Source organism: Bacillus carboniphilus (genome assembly GCF_039522365.1).
In the GTDB taxonomy this organism is placed as follows: Bacteria; Bacillota; Bacilli; order Bacillales; family JC228; genus Bacillus_BF; species Bacillus_BF carboniphilus.
The window spans coordinates 16398-38722 of sequence record NZ_BAAADJ010000002.1 but is presented as its reverse complement, the minus strand read 5'-3'; the positions used below and the strand labels follow the sequence as shown (position 1 = coordinate 38722).

Genomic DNA, 22325 nt, shown 5'->3' with positions numbered 1-22325 from the left:
GAAGAAGAGAACTCCGGAATACCGCCCGAAGTTCATCTCTTCAAACAAATACTAGTTTCGAATTGGTGGAGCCGTTTCCTCAGGTGTTAATTCACGAATTAAGACCGGTACCGGATACGGAACTCCTTCTTTCTTTTCTAAGCGAATGGCGTATAAGGATTGTAATGCCTGGTGATCTTCTTCACGGAATGTCATCGTTCCTTTTGGCGTTTCAAAGCTCATACCCTCCATGATGTCAATCAATTTATTCGCATCTGCATCACCTTCAGATTGTTTCAGTGCTTCTACAATGGCAATCGCAGCACTCATACCACCTGGCGTAAACAAATCTGGTACTTCTCCGTTATAACGACTCTTATGTTCCTCAACTAACCAATCGTTAATGTCATTGTCAGGAAGCTCATGGTAATACACAGAGAACCCTTCCATTCCAACTAGAGGCTCCATGATGGAAAGTGCCGGAATATCTGGCGCACCAGTAGAAATCTTGATCCCTTTTTCTTGTACTTTCATATCGGCAATTTGTTTCCAAGGCGAGTTAACTCCAGCCCACACAATGAATAAGTAGTCTGGCTCTGCTTCAATGATCTTTTGAATATTCGCTGTAAAATCTGTTGCATCCGCAGCTGCATACTCTTCTAAAATAATCTCAGCTCCAAGCTCTTCTGCAGCTTCTTTAAATGCTGAAACTCCATCCCAACCGAAAGAATAGTCCGGGGCAAACGTTGCAATCTTTACGCCTTCACCTGCAATGGCAGCAGCGGCCGCAACGGCATCCTGAGAAGAGTTACGAGCTGTTCTAAAAATATACTCATTGAACTCAGAACCTGTAATACTATCAGCAACAGCTGGTTCAACAATCATGATTTTTTCATATTCTTCAGCAAGGTTAATAACGGCTAGCGTGTCTCCTGAACTTGAAGAACCCACTAAGAAATCAACCTTATCTTCTTCTAATAGTTTCGTAGCCTTTTGAACAGCTACTTCAGGCTTTGTTTCTGTATCTTCCGTTATAATTTCAATTTTTCTACCTGCTACTTCACCAGTTCCACCAGTAGCATAATCAATTCCTAGCTCAAAGCCTCTCGTTGTTTGAACACCATACGACTCTAATACTCCCGTTAAAGAAGCCAAAACCCCAATTTTAATAGGCTCCTTCTCCTCTTCCTTCACCGGATCATCATTTGTTTGATCCTCTTGATTCTCTTGATCCGGCGAATTATCAGATGGCTCTGCATCATCATTCGTACTTGTCGAACATGCTGCTGTAAAAAGAAGTACAAAAATGAGCATAAGGGCTAAACTCTTAAACTTCGGAAAAACTTTCACATCAAATCCCCCTCTAATTGGTTTGTTCGTTAAAGCGACTAGCTTTGTTTATAGGGTAAATGGTGGTAGTTACAAATGAGTTACATATTCATCGGAATGAGGAATTGAGGTGTGGGTATCATTTGTTGTATTTTCTTCTATCCGAGCGTATTTTCCGCTATCCGAGCGTATTTCTCACCATCCAGATGGATTTTAAACTGCATAAACCAAAAAAGAGCCTTTAATCAGCTTAAAGACTCTCATGTTAGTTAGTTTGCCGTATAATGTCATACATTTGCTTCGTCGCGTCCAATGGTTCTACACCATATTCATGCTTTAACACTTCCACACAGCGCTGATACCATTTCAGCGCCTGAGGTCTATTATTCTTTCGATAGTAGCCGTACATTAACAGACGATAGGCTTCTTCCCAGGTTCGATCTTTCTCAAGAATACTCTCACACCAGTCAATGGCTTGATCGAAGTTTTCTTCTCTTACATGAAATTGAGCAAGTTTCTCTGCACCTCTTAAAAATAAAATCAGAAGTCTTTCCCGTTCTTGAATGCACCAATCATCAAACCGTCTATCCGGAATATACTCCCCTTTGTAAAAGTGCAATCCCTTTTCCAGCAATGGCTTTGCTTGGTCTGGAGATTTTTCTTCAAGTCCAGCCTGGACCCATTCCTGAAATTGATCCGCATCTATCCAAATACCCGTATCCTCATTAAGCCCATAAGCCGTTCCTTGTCTTACAATATAAAAGGGATTACTCCTCTTTTTTCTATTGGGCTCAAGAGCATTGTTTAATGCATTAAGCACCACTTTAAAGTCCCGATTGGCGCTGTCCATCTTAGAATCAGGCCATAGGTAAGAAATGATTTCGTCCTTTTCAAGTAGCTTAGTCCGATTGGTTACAAAAAGCTCAAATAATTCTTTAGCCTTTCCTCTTTGCCACGCTTTTTCATCAATTTCTTCATCTCCTAGGAAAACCTTAAAAGCTCCTAGTGTTTTTATTTTCAAGGTATACCCAGGGTGTGACTCTATATCCTTATAGCCTAATTCACCCAATATTTTTGCGACATAATCAGGGTGAATCATGAACCTCTTCGCTTCTAGCAATAGTGGGATCAACACTTGTGGATCCTTTGGTCCGAAGATCGTTCGGTTTAAAAAAATAAATTCATATTGTTTGTATTCACATATCGTTAAAGTACTTTTGAGGTCAGTAAGAAGGGCATTTTCCACTCCTGTCTCAATTGACACCAACGCCTTCCAAAGGTGTGAAACCATTTGTCCAAACTGGTCTTGACATTGATTGAAAGATGTTAAAGCCTGTTCAAATTGGTCCATCGCCCGTTCAAAGTCTCTTTCATAATAGGAGATAATCCCCATACTCAGCTGAATCAGGGAGCTTAACCATACATCTTTTACATGCTCAGTTTCATAGAGGGCTTTAACTCCCATTTCTCTGGCCTTCTCATATTCTCCCAATCCACCAAAAAGGAGGCAAAGTCCCATATAAGGCTCTGCTTTCCCTCTCGAGATATTGATTTGCTCCATCATGTCTAGTGCTGTTTGGTAACATTGGGTCGCTAAATGGACATCGTACTCTTCCATTAACTGAACAGCATGTCCCATCCGAATCCAGCCACAAGCCTCCACAAATGGGGACTTAGTCTGTAGACCTGTCTGGATTCCCGCTTGTGCAAGCTCTTTTGCTCTCACATTGTTACCAAGCATTCCTTCTATCAATGATAAAAGGAGGTCCGCTTCTCTGTGAGATTGTGGCAACTTAGATACAGGTTCGGTATGCTGCTTCACTAATGCCTTCTTAGCCTCTTCAATTCGACCTGTTCTTAATAAAATTCGGGCATAAAGAAGGTCCTGGCTATCATCATCTATGACTTCTTCTTTTCCTTTGATATACCAAAGCTCTGCCTTCTCAGCATCTCCTGCGTTGATAAAGTTCTCTGCCATCAACCAATAAAGATTTTGCGAGGAAGCGGTTGCCCCACTCGTTTGCTCTCGTAACTGAATGGCTTCGCTCAAAATCCTTTCTGCCATACTTGGTTGAATCGTATCCAAATAAATTTGGGCCCAGCCTTCTAATGCTAAACAAGCTTGTTCCAAGTCATCTGCTTGAAGAGCCATTTTTTTTGCTTGGATATAGCATTGTTCTGCTTCAGCATAACGAGAGCGGTACCGTAAAATTTCTCCTTCATAGAACCAAAGTCGATATTGTTTATTTTTTTCACGGTCCTCAAGCTTCTTTAATATGTCATATAAGCTTTCTAGCTTTCCGTCTTCTAACATTTGAGAACCATAGTCTTGTAGAATCGCAGCTACTGCATAATGGTTCCCGACTTTTTCATAAATCCGCAATGCTTTCTCATATTGATGAGCTCTTTCATAGTAACGTGCTGTTCGTTCATATAAGCTGTGGTATTGGTTAGGCTGATTCGTTTGGAGCTGCCCCTGTAAAAATTCACGGAACAACGCATGATAACGATATGTACCGTCTCCATCATGATGAAGAAACAAACTCTTTTGTGCGAGTTGATTCAACATGCTTTTTGCACCCGTCAGGCCCAACACTTCTTCGCATAACTCCACTGATATTTCATCGAAAACAGAAGTCTGCTCTAAGAATTGCTGAATCATCGGTGGCTGTTTCGTGAATACCTCTAAGGCTAAATATTGAAATAAATCGTAAAGTGATGTCTGGGAGAAGGAAATATGCTTGGATTCTAACTCATCAAATTTTAATTTTTCCGCTATCATACTAACGGCTATCGCCCAGCCTTCTGTCAGCACATAAATTTGATGAATTTCCTCTTCTGAAAGGGTGAGTTCATGGAAATCAACTAATAGTAATTCCACTTCATCTATCGTTAATTTTAAATCAGTTTCCACAATGTCTAGGAGCTGACCATTCACCTTAAACTTAGCTAAAACAGGCCAGCTTGGACGACTCCTCGACGAAAGAACTAAATGCAGCGTTTCAGGCATATGTTCAATCACGAGCTCAATCCACTTTTGAATCAAGTACGAGCCTTCCGTATGATGGAAGTCATCTAATACTAAAATAAGCTCTGTTTCTAAATGGTGGATTTCATTTACAAAAATAGAACATAACGTATAAAGTTCTTCCTCACGTATAAAACGATCCATTCCTTGCCTGTATTCTATAAGCTCTTCACCAAATGATGGGAAGACTCGTTGAATAGACTGAATTAAATGGTCGATAAAAGGTAAAATATCATCATCATGAGATGTAATGGTATACCATGAACAGGCAACTTTTTCATCTCGAACATAGAGGGATAGAGCAGTACTTTTCCCGTAACCCGCTCCTGAAGTGACAAGGGTAATCGAATAATTAGGAACCGCTTTCATTTTCTTAAAAAGACCTGCACGACGTATGTAGCTCGCCCTCACCTGAGGTGGCATCAATTTGGTCTGTACAATCGCTTGTTTCATGTTCTTCCCCCTCGTCCCACTTAAACTCCTCATCAGTTATCTATTCTTGTTTCTTTGGTAAAATCCTGCTTTTGTGGGTAAGAATTCCTAGAGGGTGTTTGGTCCTGTTGGTTGAATTCAATTTTATGATGGGTTTTGCATTGCTCTTGTTAAAACTAGCGAATAAGTCCCTTTTATGCCCTGGTTTTGCAAGACCCATTTCAAAACTAGAACATAAATTCAATTTTTGTCCTGGTTTTTCCCTGCCCTCGCCAAAACTTGAACATAAACTCATTTTTTGTCCTGTTTTACTCCCTGCCCTTGCCAAAACTAGAACATAAACTCATCTTATATCCTGTTTTACTCCCTACCCCCGACAAAACTTGAACATAAACTCATCTTATATCCTGTTTTACTCCCTACCCCCGACAAAACTAGAACATAAACTCATCTTATATCCTGTTTTACTCCCTACCCCCGACAAAACTTGAACATAAATAGCTCTAATCCTCTCAAATAAAAAAAAACAACCAGCCTCTGCTGATTGCTCTCCCTAAAATTTCGTATCTAATTCTGATAACGGCCAGTATCTTAAATTCACTTCACCTACTACAGTTTCCATCTTAACAAAACCAAAATGCCGGCTATCCCAGCTTTGCAGTCGATTATCACCTAGAACGAATAAATGTCCTTCTGGTACCGTTTTTTCGCCGGTTAATTCAAACAGACTAAAGTCTCCCGTTAAGGGTTGTCCCGGTGAAACCATTTGACGATATCTTTCTAAGTATGGTTCGTCCATTGCTTCTCCGTTGATGTATAGCTTATCGTCTTCATAAGAGACCCGATCCCCTGGAAGACCAATAACTCGCTTAACGTAATCCTCACTTTTATTGGCATGGAAGACAATCACGTCAAATCGGTCAATATCTCCAATCGTATAGCCAATTTTATTGACAACAAGCTTATTACCATCCTCCAAGGTGGGCATCATCGACTCACCTTCAACAACATAGTTCGAAAAAAAGAAGGTACGTATAAAAACAAAGATGATCATACCGATTCCTAATGCTTTCAACCATTCAATGCTTTCTTTTTTTATTGTTTCCATCCGATACGTCTCCTTCTATGTACTTCTTTCTATTTGTTCGAAGTCATTTCCCTTTGTTCTTTTTCTACTCTCTTATTTAAGCTTACTTCAACTCGTTTGCCAACATACCAAAGTATGAAAATTACAACCAATACAATGACTGTTCGAACCGGTTGATCCAAAAAGGCTGTAATATCGTATCCCACAAAAGTCATCATAATAATCATAACAAACTTACCGGCCATGACTGCAAGTGCATATTGATAGAGCTTTATATGTGATAGTCCAGCGACAATGTTGACAAGCGCTGATGGCGTAAATGGAAAGCAGAGTAATATAAAGAGTGGACCAAACCCATGTCTTTCTACCCAAGCTGTTAACTTGGTCACTTTTTTATTTTGACTGATAATCCGGAAAAATTTCTTCTTCCCGATAGCACGAAAAGCTAAAAAAACAACGAAAGCTCCTACACAGGAACCGATCCAAGAAAATAAAAAGCCCCAAAATAGTCCGAAGGCGTTAGCGTTTACTACTACAAACAAGACCAAGGGTAAGAAAGGTAAAAATGCTTCAATAAATGGGAGCAAAATTCCCATTACAGGACCTAATGTTCGATACTCTTGGATAACTTGTCTAATATTTTCTTCTGTAAACCAATTTTGAATGTCCTGAAATTCCATGTTGTTCTCCTCGAATCACTATAGGTAATAAATGGTAGTCTGAGACTAATAGTAGTAGTATAGCACAAATTTTAAGCTGAATTGGGTTCAAAAATTTAACATTTTATGGACTCATTTCTCATCAAAAACTCCTAGGGCTATACAGTTTCTCCTATTCCCACTATGCCCTATTTTTACCCTATGCAAACTCGTACAAGAAAAACACCATTACTATTTTAAAGTAAAAAGGGCCCTGCAATAGACAAGGGCCCTTTTATATTAAACGTATTCAATAAACCAATCACGAATAGCTTCTAGACGCTTCATACGCAAGTTTGGTTTTCCACTTCTTGATAATTCATGATTTGATTCTGGGAATCGAATGAATTTAGAAGTTTTCTTTTGACGTTTGAGCGCAATAAATAGCTGTTCTGCTTGCTCAATTGGACAACGATAGTCTTTTTCGGAATGTATAATCAATAAAGGCGTTTCTACATTCTGAACATAAGCAAGTGGTGAGTGCTTCCAAAGTGTTTCGATATCATTTAGATCTGCTTTCATTTGCCACTCTGAGAAGTAGTATCCGATATCACTGACACCGTAGAAACTAACCCAGTTAGAGATTGAGCGCTGTGTAACTCCTGCCTTAAAGCGGTTTGTATGACCAACAATCCAGTTTGTCATGAATCCGCCGTAGCTTCCACCTGTTACCCCAAGACGGTCTTTATCGATATAATCGTACGTATCTAAAGCATAGTCAACTGCCGCCATTAAGTCTTGGTAATCTCCGTTTCCATAGTCACCACGGACAGCATTAACAAATTCCTGACCGTAACCATGTCCACCTCTAGGGTTTGTAAAGAGGACAGCATACCCTTTTGCTGCAAGCATTTGGAATTCATGTACAAATGTGTTGGCATACATGGCGTGTGGTCCACCATGAATTTCTAATACCATTGGATATTTCTTGCCTTCTTCATATCCCACTGGCTTCATAATCCATCCGTGTACATCCCAATCGTCTGCGCCTTTGAAGAAAAACGGTTCTGCATGTGAAAGTTCAACGTCTGCTAAAAATGCATCATTAACAGATGTCAACTGCTCTCTTTCTCCCGTTTGAACATCCAGTTTGAATAGGTCACCTGGTTGAGTTGGTGTACTTACAGCAACAACACCGACTGTTCCTTCTCCGTTTACTGAGAAACCATAAACATGCTCTAGACCAGATGTTACATCTGTGCGTTCACCGTTTAGTGCATAATGAACAATTTGTGTAGACCCGTCTTTTGAAATTTGTAGGAATACGCCTTTTGAATCCATTGTCCAAATTAGCCCTGGGCTTACTGACCCTTGTTGGAAATCGCCCACTACAAAATCACCGACAGCAACATCCCAATCTGCTGTTACACATTCTGTTGTTCCTTGTTCAACATCGTATAGATATACCTTTGTTAACGTTGCGTTTTCAAACTCACGCTCGTTTCCTAAAAAGGCGATGTATTTTCCATCAGGTGAGTATGTACCACCATAGAACATGCCCTCTTTACCTTCAGTAATAAGCTTCTTTTCACCTGACTCAAGGTTATGAATATATAAATCTAGTTTAAAGGAAAAATCCTTTTCTTCATCTTGGTTACTGGAAATTAACAAACTCTTACCATCCGGAGAAAAATCTTCAGCATTATGAGAATGATCCCCTTCTGTTAACTGTGTCACTTCACCAGTTGAAACATCTAGTAAAGCAATCTGACCTTGTTTTCCATCTAGGAAACCAGCTGCATCTGATTTATATTTCATTTCTACCACTTCTAGTGGCTTTAGTTCTTTATCATCTTTCTTTTTATCTTCCTCTTCCTTCTTTTCACCTAATTTTTCATCAGGTTTTAAAGCAACAGAGAAAGCAATCTTTTTACCATCTTTAGACCAAACTGGACGGCTCGCACCGTTTTCTAGTTCTGTTAGAGGTTGTGCTTCTCCTCCATTTAAATGAAGCTTGTACAATTGGTTTTTACCGCTTCTATTTGAAACGAACACAAGCTCTTCACCATTTGGTGACCAACGAGGTGAATTGTTTCTTTTATCACCGAATGTCCATTGAACTGATTTTTTATCTTCCATGTTCAAATAGTATAGGTTAGATTGATAATCATTTTTTTCTTTCGACATCTCAGTCTCAACAAATACTAGATGCTTCCCATCTGGAGAAAGTCTTGGATCGGTAACTGATTTTAATTCATATAAATCTTCTGGGCGAATGCCACGTTTATTTGACAATTATACTCATCCTTTCCATACATCATGGTAATTCTCACTCTATTTATTTCGACAATCAAAATAAAATTCCTTCAAACATTTAAAAAAGTTTGTCGTTTTTTTTGGAAAGAATGAAAATCAAAAGGGTTGCAAAAGTATGGATTCGGGAGTAATATAATTATACGAACAAACGTTCTGTTTATTTTAGAGGTGATCAGATGACTAAAATCTCAGAGAATGATCGCGATCAGTTAGAGTTAGCCATTTACTTACCTATGGTATTAACGGTCTTAGATCGGGATTTAATCGCCATACAGAAAAGTTCTATCAAACTAAAAAGACCCTATGAAGAGTTTGTCGAGGAAGTAATGAAAAGGGTACAGCTTGATTTAAGGGAAGTAAAGAAGTATTTGAGACAAGAAAATATGAGTGTTCAAGAAACAAATCGTGATGAATCTTTTACAACCTTTCTTTTTTTATACAAAGGTTATGAAGAGTATCATAATTATTTTAATCCTAGAATCCGAAACAAAGTTCAAGAACTCATAACTTCTTATTTTCTAAAAAATGCTACCTCATAATCGGAAGGTTAATTGATGTGTATGCTCATTTACACCCTCTTTTTGTGTATTTGGCCGGACAAAGAACCACTTTTTACTTCGATGGTCCATTCTTTGCATAAATCGTACCATTAGAAAAGATGTACGAAACAGTTGATTTTTAAATGTATCAATAGAGATGGGAAGCGTAATCGACTGTTTATTGATAAAGGTCACTTTTGTCTCGTCTTGATTTGCAGGGGAAAAATCTAGGACGTGCAATAAAGAAATCCAGGCACATTGTTCTCGGGTGGGTGAATGAGTGGGAAAAAAATAAATGAAGTGATAGGGGTCAATGGCTACGGGGGCTTTGTGTGTTACTGACATTAACTGTCGTGTCCCTTCCTTTCTACCACCGAAGCTAGATCCATAATAACCACAGCTATGTTCAATCGTTTCAAAAGGTTTTTTCGGTACTATTAAAGAATCGTTTACCTCCAGAACAGACGAGAAAACCCTCGAACCATATTTATGAGGAAGAATGGCCATGGTGTTCGGACTTATCTCATAATCATTTCTTACATTTCTTTTCTTCATAGGCTACAACTCCTTTTAAAATTTAAGCCTATTTTAACATAAATTTACATTTTTAGTACAAATTTTTACAAAATTCAACCAATAAAAATAATTTTAAATTTTTAAAAATATGAGTTGTTAATTATCATGTTGGGCCATATACTGAAAAAAAGAGTTGGAGTGGTAAACATGGCTCAAAAAAAATCGTATTCTGAATTGATGAAAGCCAGCGCAATGTCACGTCAAAGGCAAAAAGAGCACTATGTGTTAGACCTGTACATTGAATCACTCTTCTTTGAATCTTTCCTTCAGTTCCATTCGGACAGGCTGATGTACGAGATCGATGAAGCCTTAGTGCGAGGGGATGTCAGCACCTTTCAGTCAAAAGCAAAAGAATATACGGAGATACAGAAAGTACTGTGTTCTTAAAATCAGGGCCACCTTCCTATTGTGAAGATGGCCCCTTTTTATTTATGGCTGGTCTGAAGTTTCAAATTCATCTACCATCATTAAGCGTTCTAACATGGTTGGGTGCGTATAGAAGAACCACTTCACTAATGTAGGTGGATTTACTTGACTTAAGCCCGCCTGGGTTAGCTTTTGAAACGTAGACACAGCAGCTTCTTTATCCTGTGTTAATTCAAGTGCATATAAATCTGCACTTTTTTCCTGATATCGTGCAATTACATTTGAAACTGGACTAGAGAAAAACAGCATCAAGGATAGCAAAGCTAAAAGTAATGGCAGTGAACTCAGTTGATTCCAGTTCGTAATTTTCAACGTGTCCTTGTATTTGTGGCTTATTCTGGTTAGTAGTTTAGAAAGTAACCACAAACCAAACAGGGCAGCTACCAAATAGCCTGCAACTCCAATATAAAGGTGCTTCTTCACATAGTGCGCCATCTCATGAGCCATAATCACTAAAATCTCATCTTTTGATAGCTTTTCTAAGGTTGTATCCCATAATACAATACGTGAACTTGAACCAATCCCATTCACATACGCATTCATGGCATTCGTTTTATCTGACATATTCACCTGATAGACATGCTCAGCAGGAATATTGGCTTCTTCTGCCATGGCTAGTATGTCTTTTTCTAATTCCTTATCCTGCAACGACGTAAAATCATTGTATAATGGGTCGATTACAATCGGTTGAATAAACACAAAGAAGGTTGCGTATGGGACAAACAGTAACCAGGCATAAAACCACCAGCGTTTCGGGCTTTTCTTCATCACCCAGTATATGGCTGCGACAATAATAATCATCGAAATATAGCCAATCCAGAAGTCAATCATCTCATCCTTCATCCAAGATTGAAATGTTTCATTCGAAATCCCGTATTTAATCGAGAATCGGTGGCTTATGTATTGAAATGGAAAGATGGCAATAAAAGAAACAACAGATAGATAAAACACATAAATGACTGATTGAATAGCATGAAACCTGGATATTTTCTGTGCCCAGTTTTCAAACAATTTTGATGCACCCGTAACTAAGATAATCAAATAAAACAACCACTCATACGGTGTTGAGAGGAATGATAAAAAATAACGGATATTTGAGTATTCCTCTGATAGTACTAACTCTCGTTCTGTCATAAAGGTCGACGGATCCGCTACACTTCCACTCAAATTTTCTGGAATAGTTGAATCCGCCCAGACAAAAAGATAGGCGTACATTACTAAACCAAATAGGATATATAAAAGGATCCCTCGAATGGCCCACTTTCTAGACATTGTCATCCTCCCCCTTTTGTTAGGACATGTCCCTTACTCTTACCATTGTAAGCTAAAAATTGAATTTTAGAACATAAGGAAGGGAGAGGTATTATTTAAAATAAGGAAAACAATGATAATATCGCCACTGTCCCGATGACAACAACAATGACATTAACTCCTGTAAAAGCTAGGATAAAGGCAATCACTGCACCCACTAATCCGTACCATATATCATCTTGAATAAATAAAACGGCTGGAAAGATGAGGGCACCTAGGGTTGCGTACGGTACATTCTTCAAAACACCCTGAATGAACGGCGGTAATTCTTTCCCACCAATGAGAACAAACGGAAGCATTCTTGGTATGTACGTAACAATCCCCATCCCAATAATCATCCAAATGATTGGACTAGTCATTCTGAGCGCCCCCTCTCAAGTAAACAACCCATTCTATAAGGACCGCAGAAACCAATGTTGAAATAACAATAGCCCAGCCTGATGAGACAACTTCTGAAAGAGTCAGCACTGTGTTGAATAGTGCGGCTACACATGCCAAGTAGAGCACTTTACGGTTTCCTTTTAAAGATGGAACAAGTAAGCCAACAAACATGGCATATAAAGCAATCGACATACTTTCTTGTAAAAATCCAGGGAGGAGCGCTCCTCCAACAAACCCTAATCCAGAGCTCAATACCCAGCTAGTAAATGAAATCAAAGTTAATCCGAACATAAATCCGGTCGTTACCGTTCCTTTTTGAAGGGATGCTACTGAGAAGGTTTCGTCCGTAATTCCAAAAGCGTAAATTGCTTTTTTCACAGGCTTATCTTCTTCTACTTTCTCATTCAAAGAAGCAGACATAAGTAAGTGTCTAATATTCACAATAAACGTCGTCAATACAATTTCGGCCATCCCAATCCCCTCAGCAATCAAGCTAAGAGACATATATTGTGCAGCCCCTGCAAAGACAATAAAGCTCATTAACATAGTTTGAAACAAGGTTAAGTCCGTTGTCTTTGCAATCAATCCAAAGGCAATCGCAATTGGAAAGTACCCGATAGCAATACTCGTTCCAGCCTTTAATCCACTTCTAAACTGGGATGAAGTGGTTGTCTTCATTTCTGTAAAAACACTCTCCTCCACACCCATACCTCCAATCCAATCACAAAATATGATACTGTAAATCTATGACTACTTTTCTTTAAATATTGTATTATATTATACAAACGTATGTTAAAACATACAATCCAAAGGAGAAAAAACATGGAAGAAATCCAAAAGAAAATTGGAGAAAAGGTTCGGGCTTTGCGCAAAATGCGAAGGCTCAGCCTCGATCAAGCAGCAGTAAGGACAGGAGTTTCAAAAGCCATGCTTGGACAAATTGAAAGAGGCGATTCCAGCCCGACTGTAACCACGCTTTGGAAAATTGCAACCGGTTTCCAAGTATCCTTCTCCTCCCTTTTGCAAGAAGATGAATCCAATATTTCAATTGTAAATAAGCATTCAGTTCCCCCAGTCATTGAAAACGATGGGAAATATAAAGTCTATTCCATCTTCCCTTTTGATCCCATAAAAAAATTTGAAGTGTTTTGGATCGATTTATTACCGGGGTGTCTACATGAATCTGAGGAACATCATGAAGGCGTTGAGGAACTCATTACAGTTTCTCGCGGCACTCTGACAGTGAGCATGGCAGGGAAAGAACACGATATTAAGACGGGCGAATCCATCCGCTTTCAACCTAACCAGCCGCACTGTTACCATAACAAAGGGGATGAGGTTGTAGAGTGTCATATGATTATTTATTATCCTTGATTGAATGAAGGGCCGGTTAATTGTGTTTGAGCAAGTAACCGGCTTTTCGTTTTCAATTGGTTTTTTTATTTTTTGCCCTTATTCGTAGGTTTGGAACGTAAAACTTCTGCTTCTGTTCCATTTTTTACTTTTTCTGGTAAATCCGGAACACAAACTTCTGCTTTTGTTCCATTTTTTACTTTTTCTGGTAGATTCGGAACGAAAACTTCTGCTTCTGTTCCGTCTCTTACTTTTTTTAGTAAAATTGGACCGAAAACTATCCCTATTCCAGTTTCAACTAACTCTTACTCTTTTTCGATTCCCCACTCTCATAGTATGTCCGTTTCCCCGTACCAACAGATTTAAAATTGCTTGATAGTATCCTAAAAATCACCTTTCGTGTAATCAAGCAATTACACCATCTGTAAATTATTCCCGTAGTTATTTTCCAATCTGGAAACAAAATCCGGAATTCTTCTACTGAGCGTAATACTGCAGTATTTACCCCTTTAATATAGCCACACCTCCCGCAAACAACGGTTTTGTTTTCATACCCACTCATAAACCCCCTACACCCCTCACACACAATCCCCTTCCGCAAACTTTCAAAATCATACTTCGGCGATCTTGCATAGGGGGACTTAGGTAAGCATCGATTTATTAGTACGTGAGCAAGTTTTATCCATTTTGAATGTATTTGTGTAGTGGCTTGTTTTTCAATTTGATGAATGAATCTATTTACTTGAGTTGGGTAAATGATAGGAAGATCACTTGGAGCATTATATAAGTGAAAATCGGGGTTTACAAAGACTAAATTTTCTTGAAGAGGGTTGGTTGAACCAAGATTTTGTAAAATTGCTCTCACTAATGGTTCCGTTCGTTCTAATTGGACTAGTGGGTTTCTAATGGCTTCACCATCGGGACTGTACCATTTTCTATTTTTTATGTAGTAGTCGCCTTCATTGTTTTTCGCATCTAGTAGATACAGCCTTTCATTTGTAATGAGCAAAGTGTCGACCTGCACGTGTGTGTTATTGTGTTCCAGATTTAAGTCATGGAGTAGAATCCCTTCAATATTAGAAGAAATTAGCAATTCACTAAGCTTTTTCTCTCCTTCAAATCCCTTTTCTAGCGTCTTACAATACTGTCTCTCTTTGTTAGTCAGAGTGGAACGCACCTTCAGTATTTTGTGAATTTTTAACTCATCAGATTCCTTAAGTGGCTTTAATACTTTGATAGAATCAGCTCCTTTCTCATGTCCATTTTATGGTAACTAGATATAAAATACTAGAAAAAAAAGCCAAGGTCTCCCCCAGCTTTTTGTCAAAACTTTATTTAGGCTGCGCCGCGAAATCTTTTAAAGCTCTTCTTAGGATCTTCCCCGTTGCATTTTTAGGAAGTTCTTCTAAGAATTCAACTTCAGTCGGTAGCTTGTACTTGGCTAAGTGGCCCGCACAATATTCTCTGACCGCTTCCTCTGTTAGTTCAGGATTCTTGGAGACAATAAAACTTTTAACTGCTTCCCCATGAGTCGGATCAGGAACGCCAACAACCGCTGCTTCCGTGATGTCCGGATGGTTATATAAAACTTCTTCTACTTCTCGTGGGTACACATTGTAGCCACCCACAACAATCATATCCTTTTTACGATCAACGATATAGAAGTATCCCTCTTCATCCATTCGGGCTAAATCCCCCGTATAGAGCCAGTCATCCATAATGGTAGCTGCAGTATCCTCAGGCAATTTATAATACCCCTTCATGACATTAGGACCTCTAACAACTAGCTCGCCCACCTGTCCAACTGGAACCTCTTCTCCCATAACATCCACGACTTTGTTCTCAACATTGATGATGGAAGTACCAATAGAGCCTGGTTTTCTCGGGCGATCTAATGGGTTAAACGTTGTCACGGGAGATGCTTCAGAAAGTCCGTACCCTTCCGACACTAATACATTAAACTTGTTTTCAAAGTTCTTTAGGAGTGCAACAGGCATGGAAGCCCCACCAGAGATGCACAGCCTTAATGTTTTCAAGTCCTCCGCGGACCCTTCAGGATACTGGTAAAGGAAATTGTACATCGTGGGAACACCGGCAAATACAGTTGGCTGCAAATTTTTACCGATATCGAAAATGTCTTTAGGGCTAAACTTTGGCACAATAATTAAAGTGGCTCCGTTTATTAAAGGAGCGTTCAAGGCAACGGTTAAACAGAAAACATGAAACATCGGTAAAGCGGTGATCACTCTATCATTTTCATTAAACTTTAAGTAATCACTAACATCGCTAGCATTACTAAAAAGGTTCTTGTGGGTCAGCATAGCACCCTTTGGTTTACCTGTTGTTCCAGATGTGTACAAAATGACTGCCGTATCATCGTCCTTTACCTCAGGAACTTCAAGAGAAAAGTCACCACTACCTAATACACTTGTAAACGTTTGCAGTTTAGGGGAAATGGTTAGGTCTTCTTTTGCAATCTCAGGAGCCCCAGGCTGTTTCGGCGTTTCACATAGAATGTAAGATTCAACTTTTGGTAGAGATGGATGAACCTTTTCTAGTAGTGGTAATAAAACATCCAGCGAAATAACTACCTTGACATCCCCATTATCCAGCATATAACCAATCTCAGTTGGCGTATACAGTGGGTTCATAGGTATAACCGTGGCACCTGCTCTCATTGCCCCAAATAATCCAATTAAAAAATAAGGAGAATTGCCGAGTAGTAGACCAACATGGTCACCCTTTTGTACCCCAAGCTTTTGGAGACCACTAGCAAATTTCGTAACAGCCCCGTCTAGCTCTGCATACGTTTTTGATTCCCCAGCAAAATAGTAGGCCGTTTTCGTAGGCATCCTAGTCGCTGTTTCATGAAGCTTTTGTGTCAGATTCATAGTTCCCCTCCTTTAAAATGAATGAGTATTCATTCAATATACAATTCTATTATATTGTAAGAATTGTTAAAAAACAATATGAGCATATTTTTACTATTACTTCTTCAGTTAAAAGTTGCCGGCTTTTCGTAAAATTACAAAAAGAAAAACCACGCCCTCCCCGGACGCGGCTCGCCAATCTTAATAAATCAAGTTAATCAATTCATCTTTTTCTACATTACCAAAGTAATGCTTCACATCTACATCGTCTAAAGCTGCTTCAATTGCCGCTCTTTCATAGCGAACACCTTTCAGCTTATTCTCGATATCTTCCACTTCTCCAACTCCAAAGAAATCCCCATAGATTTTACAATTCTCAATCACACCTTTGTTGACCTCAAGTCTAAACTCAATGCCCCCTACTGGGAAGCGGTGTGAGTGTTGGATGTTGAAGGATGGAGACTTCCCGTAGTTCCAATCCCAGTTTTGATAGCGCTCTTTAGAAATTTCATTGATTTTTTCCCAATCTTTTTCCGTCAGCTTATATTCAGGGATTTCCTCTTGCCCGTCGAAAATATAGGCTAATAATTTTGAACGAAAGTCTTCAATAGTCATCGGCTCTTTTAAAAACTCAGAAATGTTTGCCACACGACTGCGGATGGACTTGATTCCCTTTGACTCAATTTTATCCTTCCTAACCTTCAACGCAGATACAACATTTTCAATTTCAGAGTTTAGCATCAATGTCCCATGAGAGAACATGCGACCTTTTGTTGAGAATTGCGCATTTCCTGAGATTTTTCGACCATCCACCAAGATGTCGTTTCTCCCGCTCAGCTCTGCGTTTACTCCCATGGATTGTAGGGCTTCTATAACGGGTTGAGTGAACTTCTGGAAGTTGTGAAAGCTTTCGCCGTCATCTTTTGTAATAAAGCTAAAGTTTAGGTTTCCAAGATCATGGTATACTGCTCCACCACCAGAAAGTCGACGAACAACGGTAATTCCATTCTTCTCCACATACTCTGTATTGATTTCTTCAATCGTGTTTTGGTTACGACCAATAATAATGGAGGGTCTATTGATATAAAACAGTAAATAGGTTTCGTTGATATCTAAATGCTTTAGTGCGTACTCCTCAATAGCTAAGTTTATCTGTGGATCTGTGATTCCTTGGTTATCTATGAATAACATGTGATTTCCTCCTAAATTAGATCGTTACTTCAAAGCCACTGTGTGCCAACGTAACGATTCCCTTGTACGTTTCCTTTGCTTCTTGGACAAGTTGTGTAACATTTCCGAAATGAGGTAAGTGAGTCAATATCAACGAATGGACCCCTGCTTCTTCAGCTAACTTCCCAGCATCTTCACTCGTCATATGACCTGCTGCTTGTCCATCTTGGCCTTTGTATAGGTTACATTCACATATAAGAATGTTTGCATCCTTACTGAACTCAATTAATTCTTCCTTAAAGGAAGTATCGGCTGTATAGACGATGACCTTCTCCCCCACTTCAAACCTCATCGCAAAGCATGGAACTGGGTGGTTTGTCCGTAAAAATGTAACCTTAAATGGGCCGACCTGTAATACCGAGCTAGGTGTGTAAGCCACCCCTTTTGTTAAATTCTTATAGGTTAGTTGACCAAACCCTTGTGCATCTTCTTGATGCCCATAGATTGGTAGGTTGGGCATCTCTTTCCCAAGCAAAGACTGAATGAGTCTCGCATGCTGAAGAATCCCAATATCGGCTACATGGTCTGGATGGTAGTGGGACAGGATGCATGCATCTAATTCTTCTGGTTGTATGTATCTTTGCAGCTGTGATATAACAGCACTTCCACAGTCTACTAATAATTGAAAACCATTTTCTTCAAGTAGATAACCTGAAGTCGCTTCGTCCTTTGCTGGATATCCACCTCTGAAACCAACGACCGTTAATTTCATCCTCATCACTCCAATATAAAAGTTCCCCTGCACAATATTTTACCTAATTTTGTGTACTTCTGCACTTGTTATGGTTTGGCTGTTTTCTTATGCTATATTGCATTTGGACAATAGTTGAGCCTACAAATAGAGGTCGTTGATTTCCGCTGCAGGTGCTTGCTTTCCGCGGGCGGTCCGGGAGCCTCCTCGTCGCTGTCGCTCCTGCGGGGTCTCCCTTGTCCCTTCCTCCCGCAGGAGTCAAGCACCTTCCGCTCCAATCAACTGCGGTTAAATAAAATAATATGCAAAAAAACAACACTCTTCATGAAATCAACCTTAGCACTAATTTACTCTGTACTATCTTAGCCCAATTTCAAAAAATGTAATAAAAAGATGAAATTTGTGCTAAAACACCAGTTCATTTTTTGAACTGTTATAATACAATATAGTAAACCAACGAAATGAGGGGATCTCCTTGCTACCCAATGTTCTTGAGTTCTTTCGAAATTTACCAAAGAAACAGTGTCATGAATGTGGAAACGCCATAGAAGAACAGCATGAGTGTTATGGTAACGTTTGTGAAAATTGTCTTCAAGTTCATGAAATATCCTTGTAGCTTGCCTCATTATACCCTTATAAAAATGTAAGTTTGACCCTTTTACCTTCGCTCCTTTTGATTACTAAAAAAGGTTGCCGTTTGTTGACGGCAACCCTTTTTTTTATTACGCTTTATTCAACTTTTTTAATACTACCGTAGCCATTGCATCAATAAATTCCGGTCTTGCGTTTGGCATTTCTGGACGGTAGTATTTAGCACCTAGCTCATCCGTAATTACCTTACACTCATAGTCATTATCATATAAAACTTCTAAGTGCTCAGCTACGAATCCAACTGGAATATATACGAAGGATGTATACCCTTTTTCTTCATAGAGCTCTCTTGTTAAATCTTGAACGTCTGGCCCTAACCAAGGCTCTGGAGTATTCCCCGCACTTTGCCAACCTACAGCGTAGTTTGGGACACCAGACCCTTTTACAATCATTTTAGCGGTTAGCTCTAGCTGTTCTGGATACGGGTCTCCGTATTGAAGAATTTTTTCAGGTAAACTATGCGCAGACACGATTAGAACTGATTTTTCTTTTTCTTCCTCGGACATCCCAGCGTATGTTTCTTTTACTCGGTCCGTCCAATACTGAATAAATTTCGGCTCATCGTACCAGCTTTCCACAGAGGTAATCGTTGGTCCACCTAATTTTTCAGCCGTTTCTTTTGCACGGCCGTTGTATGATTTTACGCTAAAAGTAGAGAAGTGAGGTGCTAATACAATACTTACTGCTTCCTCAATTCCATCCTTGTGCATTTGCTCAACAGCATCTTCTACAAAAGGTTCAATGTGCTTCAGTCCAAGATAGGCTTTGAACTCAATTTCGTCCTGAATATCGTTCAAGTGCTGCTCAAGTTTAGAAGCTTGTTCTTCTGTTATTTTAGCTAATGGAGAAATTCCACCGATTGCTTGATAACGACTTCGAAGATCCTCTATCTGTTCATCAGATGGTCTTCTGCCGTGACGAATATGTGTATAATAACGTTCAATATCTTCCTCTTTATAAGGAGTTCCATATGCCATCACAAGGAGACCCATTTTCTTCTTTGACATTATTGTTCACACCCTTTTTCAACATCAATCTATTTTCCCATATCTCATATTTTTAATTCAACCAATTACTACTTTCCTAGCTTATCGCTGGAGTAGTCGTGAATGAATTGAGTCAACTTTCTCAATGTATCTGGGTTTACATCTGGGAAAACCCCATGTCCTAAGTTAAAAATGTAACCTGGTTGTTCCATTCCAGCATCTAGAATTTCTTTTGCCTTCGCTTCTAGAACATCCCATGGAGCCAATAAGAATGTTGGATCTAGATTTCCTTGAAGACTCTTTTTAATTCCAAGTGCTCTTGCCTCACGAATTGGCATTCTCCAATCCAATCCAATGACATGAACAGGTAGTTCGTTCCAGTCATGAATTAAATGACTAGCTCCTACACCAAAGTAGATCATTGGTACATTTTCTTTCTGAAGCTCCGTAAAAATTTTAGTCATGACAGGTTTCACGAAGGTTTGATAATCCTGGCGATTTAAGGTTCCAACCCAAGAGTCAAAGATTTGGAATGCGCTGATTCCAGCTTTAATTTGTGCTTTTATATATGTGATTGTCATATCGCCTAATTTGTCCATCAAGGCAAACCACGCTTTAGGCTCCCCATACATAAAGGCTTTTAGCTTCTTATAATCACGTGATGGTCTTCCTTCAATCATGTAGCTTGCCATTGTAAAAGGAGCACCTGCAAAGCCAATTAAAGGGACCGTTAATTGTTCTGTAGTGAGCAATTTAATCGTATCCAAAATGTACGGGACATGCTCTTCAGGCTCAAGAGGACGTAGTTTTTCAATATCTTGAAGAGAACGAATTGGGTTATCGATTACCGGACCAATCCCACTTTTAATCTCAACATCGACTCCCATTCCTGGTAGCGGAGTCATAATATCTTTATATAGAATGGCTGCATCCACGTTATACTGTTCAACAGGAAGTCTTGTTACATAAGCCCCAAGCTCTGGATTATGAGTAATTTCAAAAAGAGAATATTTCTCTTTTAGTGCACGGTATTCCGGCTGAGATCGACCTGCTTGTCTCATATACCAAACAGGAACATGATCCGTTTTTTCACCTCTTGCAGCTTTTAAAAATGTGTCATTCTTAATCATGACAGTCGTCACGCCTTTCATCTTATCTAATAAGTATTGTATTACAATAAAATAAAAAGAAAAAATAAGGGTTTATTTACACTAGTATTGTTAATGATTCCGCTTACCAATATAAGCTTTTTTTAGAAAGATGTATAGCAATACGAAATATTTGTCATGAAATTGCCCTATTTCTGTTAAGAATACTTAAAAAGAGCGTTTAAAGGAGAGGAACTATATGAATGTGTATATAACAAATGGCACGTTTCCCTATTTATTTTCTATTAAAGAGAAACATCCTCAAGAAAACCTATTTATCATGCAAAATCAAGATAACGCTATGCTATATCATGAAACAGAAAAAGACACATTATTTAAAGAAGGAAGAAAATATGAAGTCATTGATTCAGTTGGAGAAATCATTCAGTCAGGTTATGCAGTTCTCAATAATATCCCCGTAACCGATGAGGGCAGACCTATATTTGAACATCGATTTCAAAACCGTTCAGGTATGATTGAAAATGAACCTGGTTTTGTAGCTATGAGAGTCCTACGTCCAAAATCAAACGACACCTACATCATTTTCACCCTTTGGGAAAATCAAACATTCTTTCAAAAGTGGAAAGAGTCAACTTCCTATAAAGAAGCCCATAAAAAAAGAGAGACAGAGAAAGGTACCAGTACTCAAACCATTTTTTCTGGCCCTTCCTATGTCTCTCAGTATGTATTACCAGCCGAAGAATAGAAGTACCATCGGCTGGTTTTTATTCAGATTTTCGTAATATCCCATTTCGATTGGCGTAAATCGCAGCTTGCGTTCGATCCTGTACACCGAGCTTACTCAAAATATTACTTACATGCGTCTTAACCGTTTTAATTCCTATAAATAGTTCATCACTGATTTCTTGGTTGGTCATCCCATCACCCAAACAGGTTAACACTTCTAATTCACGTTCGGTTAAGTGATCATGTGGCTTTGGGTCCGATTTTCGTACGCGATTTAGTAACTTATAAGCTACTTTTGTTTCAATAACCGGATCTCCTTTAAAAGCCTTTTTTACCGTATCTACTACTTCTTCTGCTTTAGCGGTTTTCAGCAAATAACTAAAGGCTCCCGCTTCAATAGCAGGAAAAACTTTCTCGTCATCATAGAAACTCGTTAAAATAATGATTTTTACATGAGGAAGCTTTTCAATAATTTGTTTCGTTGCACTGATTCCGTCCCCATCTTCCATCATTAAATCCATTAAAATAACATCTGGTTGAACGCTTTCAGCTAGCTTAATAGCTTTATTACCACTTTCCGCCTCACCGACAATGTGAAATTGATCGTCTGTCTTCAAATAGGATAAGATCCCTTTGCGGACAAGATCATGATCATCTACAACCATCA

General features: G+C 39.0%; 21 protein-coding genes. 5 read left to right on the top strand and 16 right to left on the bottom strand.

The window, feature by feature from the left end; translation table 11 throughout:
• Positions 1-51 precede the first annotated feature (51 nt).
• The 5 genes from ABDZ91_RS00575 to ABDZ91_RS00555 all read right to left on the bottom strand — a co-directional run bounded on the left by ABDZ91_RS00575 (position 52) and on the right by ABDZ91_RS00555 (position 8788).
• Positions 52-1293: a substrate-binding domain-containing protein gene (locus ABDZ91_RS00575; RefSeq protein ID WP_343795464.1), complete on the bottom strand. Its 1242-nt coding sequence runs from the start codon at positions 1291-1293 to the stop codon at positions 52-54.
• A gap of 280 nt (positions 1294-1573) precedes the next feature.
• Positions 1574-4789, bottom strand: coding sequence for a winged helix-turn-helix domain-containing protein (locus tag ABDZ91_RS00570; RefSeq protein WP_343795372.1), 3216 nt, complete (start codon positions 4787-4789; stop codon positions 1574-1576).
• A 532-nt stretch (positions 4790-5321) separates the two neighbouring features.
• Entirely contained in the window at positions 5322-5876 is a 555-nt protein-coding gene (gene lepB / locus ABDZ91_RS00565) for a signal peptidase I (RefSeq protein WP_343795370.1), read from the bottom strand.
• A gap of 29 nt (positions 5877-5905) precedes the next feature.
• Positions 5906-6535 carry a TVP38/TMEM64 family protein gene (locus tag ABDZ91_RS00560; protein ID WP_343795368.1) on the bottom strand — a complete coding sequence of 210 codons (630 nt, stop codon included), beginning with the start codon at positions 6533-6535 and terminating at the stop codon, positions 5906-5908.
• A gap of 258 nt (positions 6536-6793) precedes the next feature.
• Positions 6794-8788, bottom strand: coding sequence for a S9 family peptidase (locus ABDZ91_RS00555; RefSeq protein ID WP_343795366.1), 1995 nt, complete (start codon positions 8786-8788; stop codon positions 6794-6796).
• Positions 8789-8985: 197 nt separating this feature from the next.
• Between ABDZ91_RS00555 and ABDZ91_RS00550 the strand changes: the two genes are divergently transcribed.
• A complete protein-coding gene (locus ABDZ91_RS00550; RefSeq protein ID WP_343795364.1) occupies positions 8986-9348 on the top strand; it encodes a YhjD family protein in 363 nt (120 codons plus the stop codon).
• On the opposite strand, the gene ABDZ91_RS00545 is transcribed toward ABDZ91_RS00550, so the two are convergent.
• Positions 9343-9903: a competence protein ComK gene (locus ABDZ91_RS00545; protein ID WP_343795362.1), complete on the bottom strand. Its 561-nt coding sequence runs from the start codon at positions 9901-9903 to the stop codon at positions 9343-9345. The two genes, ABDZ91_RS00550 and ABDZ91_RS00545, sit on opposite strands and share 6 nt — an antisense overlap.
• A 168-nt stretch (positions 9904-10071) precedes the next feature.
• Between ABDZ91_RS00545 and ABDZ91_RS00540 the strand changes: the two genes are divergently transcribed.
• Positions 10072-10311, top strand: a complete 240-nt coding sequence (locus tag ABDZ91_RS00540) for a hypothetical protein (protein ID WP_343795361.1) — start codon at positions 10072-10074, stop codon at positions 10309-10311.
• A gap of 42 nt (positions 10312-10353) precedes the next feature.
• Here the strand turns inward: ABDZ91_RS00540 and ABDZ91_RS00535 are convergent, their stop codons facing one another.
• The 3 genes from ABDZ91_RS00535 to ABDZ91_RS00525 all read right to left on the bottom strand — a co-directional run bounded on the left by ABDZ91_RS00535 (position 10354) and on the right by ABDZ91_RS00525 (position 12720).
• Positions 10354-11622 (bottom strand): M48 family metallopeptidase, encoded by a 1269-nt coding sequence (locus ABDZ91_RS00535; RefSeq protein WP_343795360.1) that lies wholly within the window; start codon positions 11620-11622, stop codon positions 10354-10356.
• A gap of 95 nt (positions 11623-11717) precedes the next feature.
• Positions 11718-12020 carry an AzlD domain-containing protein gene (locus ABDZ91_RS00530; protein WP_343795359.1) on the bottom strand — a complete coding sequence of 101 codons (303 nt, stop codon included), beginning with the start codon at positions 12018-12020 and terminating at the stop codon, positions 11718-11720.
• Positions 12013-12720: an AzlC family ABC transporter permease gene (locus tag ABDZ91_RS00525; RefSeq protein WP_343795461.1), complete on the bottom strand. Its 708-nt coding sequence runs from the start codon at positions 12718-12720 to the stop codon at positions 12013-12015. Before ABDZ91_RS00525 ends, ABDZ91_RS00530 begins: the two co-directional genes overlap by 8 nt.
• 144 nt (positions 12721-12864) lie before the next feature.
• Here ABDZ91_RS00525 and ABDZ91_RS00520 point away from each other — a divergent pair, with 144 nt between their 5' ends.
• Complete coding sequence (locus ABDZ91_RS00520; RefSeq protein WP_343795358.1) at positions 12865-13416, top strand: helix-turn-helix domain-containing protein; 552 nt, start codon at positions 12865-12867, stop codon at positions 13414-13416.
• A 277-nt stretch (positions 13417-13693) separates the two neighbouring features.
• Here ABDZ91_RS00520 and ABDZ91_RS00515 read toward each other — a convergent pair whose 3' ends face one another.
• From ABDZ91_RS00515 to ABDZ91_RS00500, 4 genes are all read right to left on the bottom strand, one after another.
• On the bottom strand, positions 13694-14572 hold the full coding sequence (locus ABDZ91_RS00515) for a nuclease-related domain-containing protein (protein WP_343795357.1): 879 nt from the start codon (positions 14570-14572) through the stop codon (positions 13694-13696).
• 154 nt (positions 14573-14726) lie between these two features.
• A complete protein-coding gene (locus tag ABDZ91_RS00510) occupies positions 14727-16286 on the bottom strand; it encodes a fatty acid--CoA ligase family protein (protein ID WP_343795355.1) in 1560 nt (519 codons plus the stop codon).
• 180 nt (positions 16287-16466) lie between these two features.
• Positions 16467-17456: a lipoate--protein ligase gene (gene lplA, locus ABDZ91_RS00505; RefSeq protein ID WP_343795353.1), complete on the bottom strand. Its 990-nt coding sequence runs from the start codon at positions 17454-17456 to the stop codon at positions 16467-16469.
• Positions 17457-17472: 16 nt separating this feature from the next.
• Positions 17473-18207, bottom strand: coding sequence for an MBL fold metallo-hydrolase (locus ABDZ91_RS00500; RefSeq protein ID WP_343795351.1), 735 nt, complete (start codon positions 18205-18207; stop codon positions 17473-17475).
• A gap of 454 nt (positions 18208-18661) precedes the next feature.
• On the opposite strand from ABDZ91_RS00500, the gene yhfH reads away from it, so the two are divergent.
• Entirely contained in the window at positions 18662-18802 is a 141-nt protein-coding gene (yhfH, locus tag ABDZ91_RS00495; protein ID WP_343795349.1) for a protein YhfH, read from the top strand.
• Positions 18803-18908: 106 nt separating this feature from the next.
• On the opposite strand, the gene hemH is transcribed toward yhfH, so the two are convergent.
• The gene (gene hemH / locus ABDZ91_RS00490) at positions 18909-19844 is read right to left on the bottom strand and encodes a ferrochelatase (RefSeq protein ID WP_343795347.1); all 936 of its coding nucleotides are present in this window, start codon (positions 19842-19844) and stop codon (positions 18909-18911) included.
• Positions 19845-19912: 68 nt separating this feature from the next.
• Positions 19913-20953, bottom strand: coding sequence for a uroporphyrinogen decarboxylase (hemE, locus tag ABDZ91_RS00485; protein WP_343795345.1), 1041 nt, complete (start codon positions 20951-20953; stop codon positions 19913-19915).
• 217 nt (positions 20954-21170) lie between these two features.
• Between hemE and ABDZ91_RS00480 the strand changes: the two genes are divergently transcribed.
• On the top strand, positions 21171-21677 hold the full coding sequence (locus ABDZ91_RS00480; RefSeq protein WP_343795343.1) for an antibiotic biosynthesis monooxygenase family protein: 507 nt from the start codon (positions 21171-21173) through the stop codon (positions 21675-21677).
• A gap of 19 nt (positions 21678-21696) precedes the next feature.
• Here the strand turns inward: ABDZ91_RS00480 and ABDZ91_RS00475 are convergent, their stop codons facing one another.
• The gene (locus ABDZ91_RS00475) at positions 21697-22323 is read right to left on the bottom strand and encodes a response regulator (protein WP_343795459.1); all 627 of its coding nucleotides are present in this window, start codon (positions 22321-22323) and stop codon (positions 21697-21699) included.
• Between the last annotated feature and the right edge of the window lie 2 nt (positions 22324-22325).

Excerpts from the sequence above, each read along its gene's own strand:
- ABDZ91_RS00575 (WP_343795464.1), bottom strand. The coding sequence starts at position 1,293 with ATGCTCATTTTTGTACTTCTTTTTACAGCAGCATGTTCGACAAGTACG.
- ABDZ91_RS00570 (WP_343795372.1), bottom strand. The coding sequence starts at position 4,789 with ATGAAACAAGCGATTGTACAGACCAAATTGATGCCACCTCAGGTGAGG.
- lepB (WP_343795370.1), bottom strand. The coding sequence starts at position 5,876 with ATGGAAACAATAAAAAAAGAAAGCATTGAATGGTTGAAAGCATTAGGA.
- ABDZ91_RS00560 (WP_343795368.1), bottom strand. The coding sequence starts at position 6,535 with ATGGAATTTCAGGACATTCAAAATTGGTTTACAGAAGAAAATATTAGA.
- ABDZ91_RS00550 (WP_343795364.1), top strand. The coding sequence starts at position 8,986 with ATGACTAAAATCTCAGAGAATGATCGCGATCAGTTAGAGTTAGCCATT.
- ABDZ91_RS00545 (WP_343795362.1), bottom strand. The coding sequence starts at position 9,903 with ATGAAGAAAAGAAATGTAAGAAATGATTATGAGATAAGTCCGAACACC.
- ABDZ91_RS00540 (WP_343795361.1), top strand. The coding sequence starts at position 10,072 with ATGGCTCAAAAAAAATCGTATTCTGAATTGATGAAAGCCAGCGCAATG.
- ABDZ91_RS00535 (WP_343795360.1), bottom strand. The coding sequence starts at position 11,622 with ATGTCTAGAAAGTGGGCCATTCGAGGGATCCTTTTATATATCCTATTT.
- ABDZ91_RS00530 (WP_343795359.1), bottom strand. The coding sequence starts at position 12,020 with ATGACTAGTCCAATCATTTGGATGATTATTGGGATGGGGATTGTTACG.
- ABDZ91_RS00525 (WP_343795461.1), bottom strand. The coding sequence starts at position 12,720 with ATGAAGACAACCACTTCATCCCAGTTTAGAAGTGGATTAAAGGCTGGA.
- ABDZ91_RS00520 (WP_343795358.1), top strand. The coding sequence starts at position 12,865 with ATGGAAGAAATCCAAAAGAAAATTGGAGAAAAGGTTCGGGCTTTGCGC.
- ABDZ91_RS00510 (WP_343795355.1), bottom strand. The coding sequence starts at position 16,286 with ATGAATCTGACACAAAAGCTTCATGAAACAGCGACTAGGATGCCTACG.
- lplA (WP_343795353.1), bottom strand. The coding sequence starts at position 17,456 with ATGTTATTCATAGATAACCAAGGAATCACAGATCCACAGATAAACTTA.
- ABDZ91_RS00500 (WP_343795351.1), bottom strand. The coding sequence starts at position 18,207 with ATGAAATTAACGGTCGTTGGTTTCAGAGGTGGATATCCAGCAAAGGAC.
- hemH (WP_343795347.1), bottom strand. The coding sequence starts at position 19,844 with ATGTCAAAGAAGAAAATGGGTCTCCTTGTGATGGCATATGGAACTCCT.
- hemE (WP_343795345.1), bottom strand. The coding sequence starts at position 20,953 with ATGATTAAGAATGACACATTTTTAAAAGCTGCAAGAGGTGAAAAAACG.
- ABDZ91_RS00480 (WP_343795343.1), top strand. The coding sequence starts at position 21,171 with ATGAATGTGTATATAACAAATGGCACGTTTCCCTATTTATTTTCTATT.
- ABDZ91_RS00475 (WP_343795459.1), bottom strand. The coding sequence starts at position 22,323 with ATGGTTGTAGATGATCATGATCTTGTCCGCAAAGGGATCTTATCCTAT.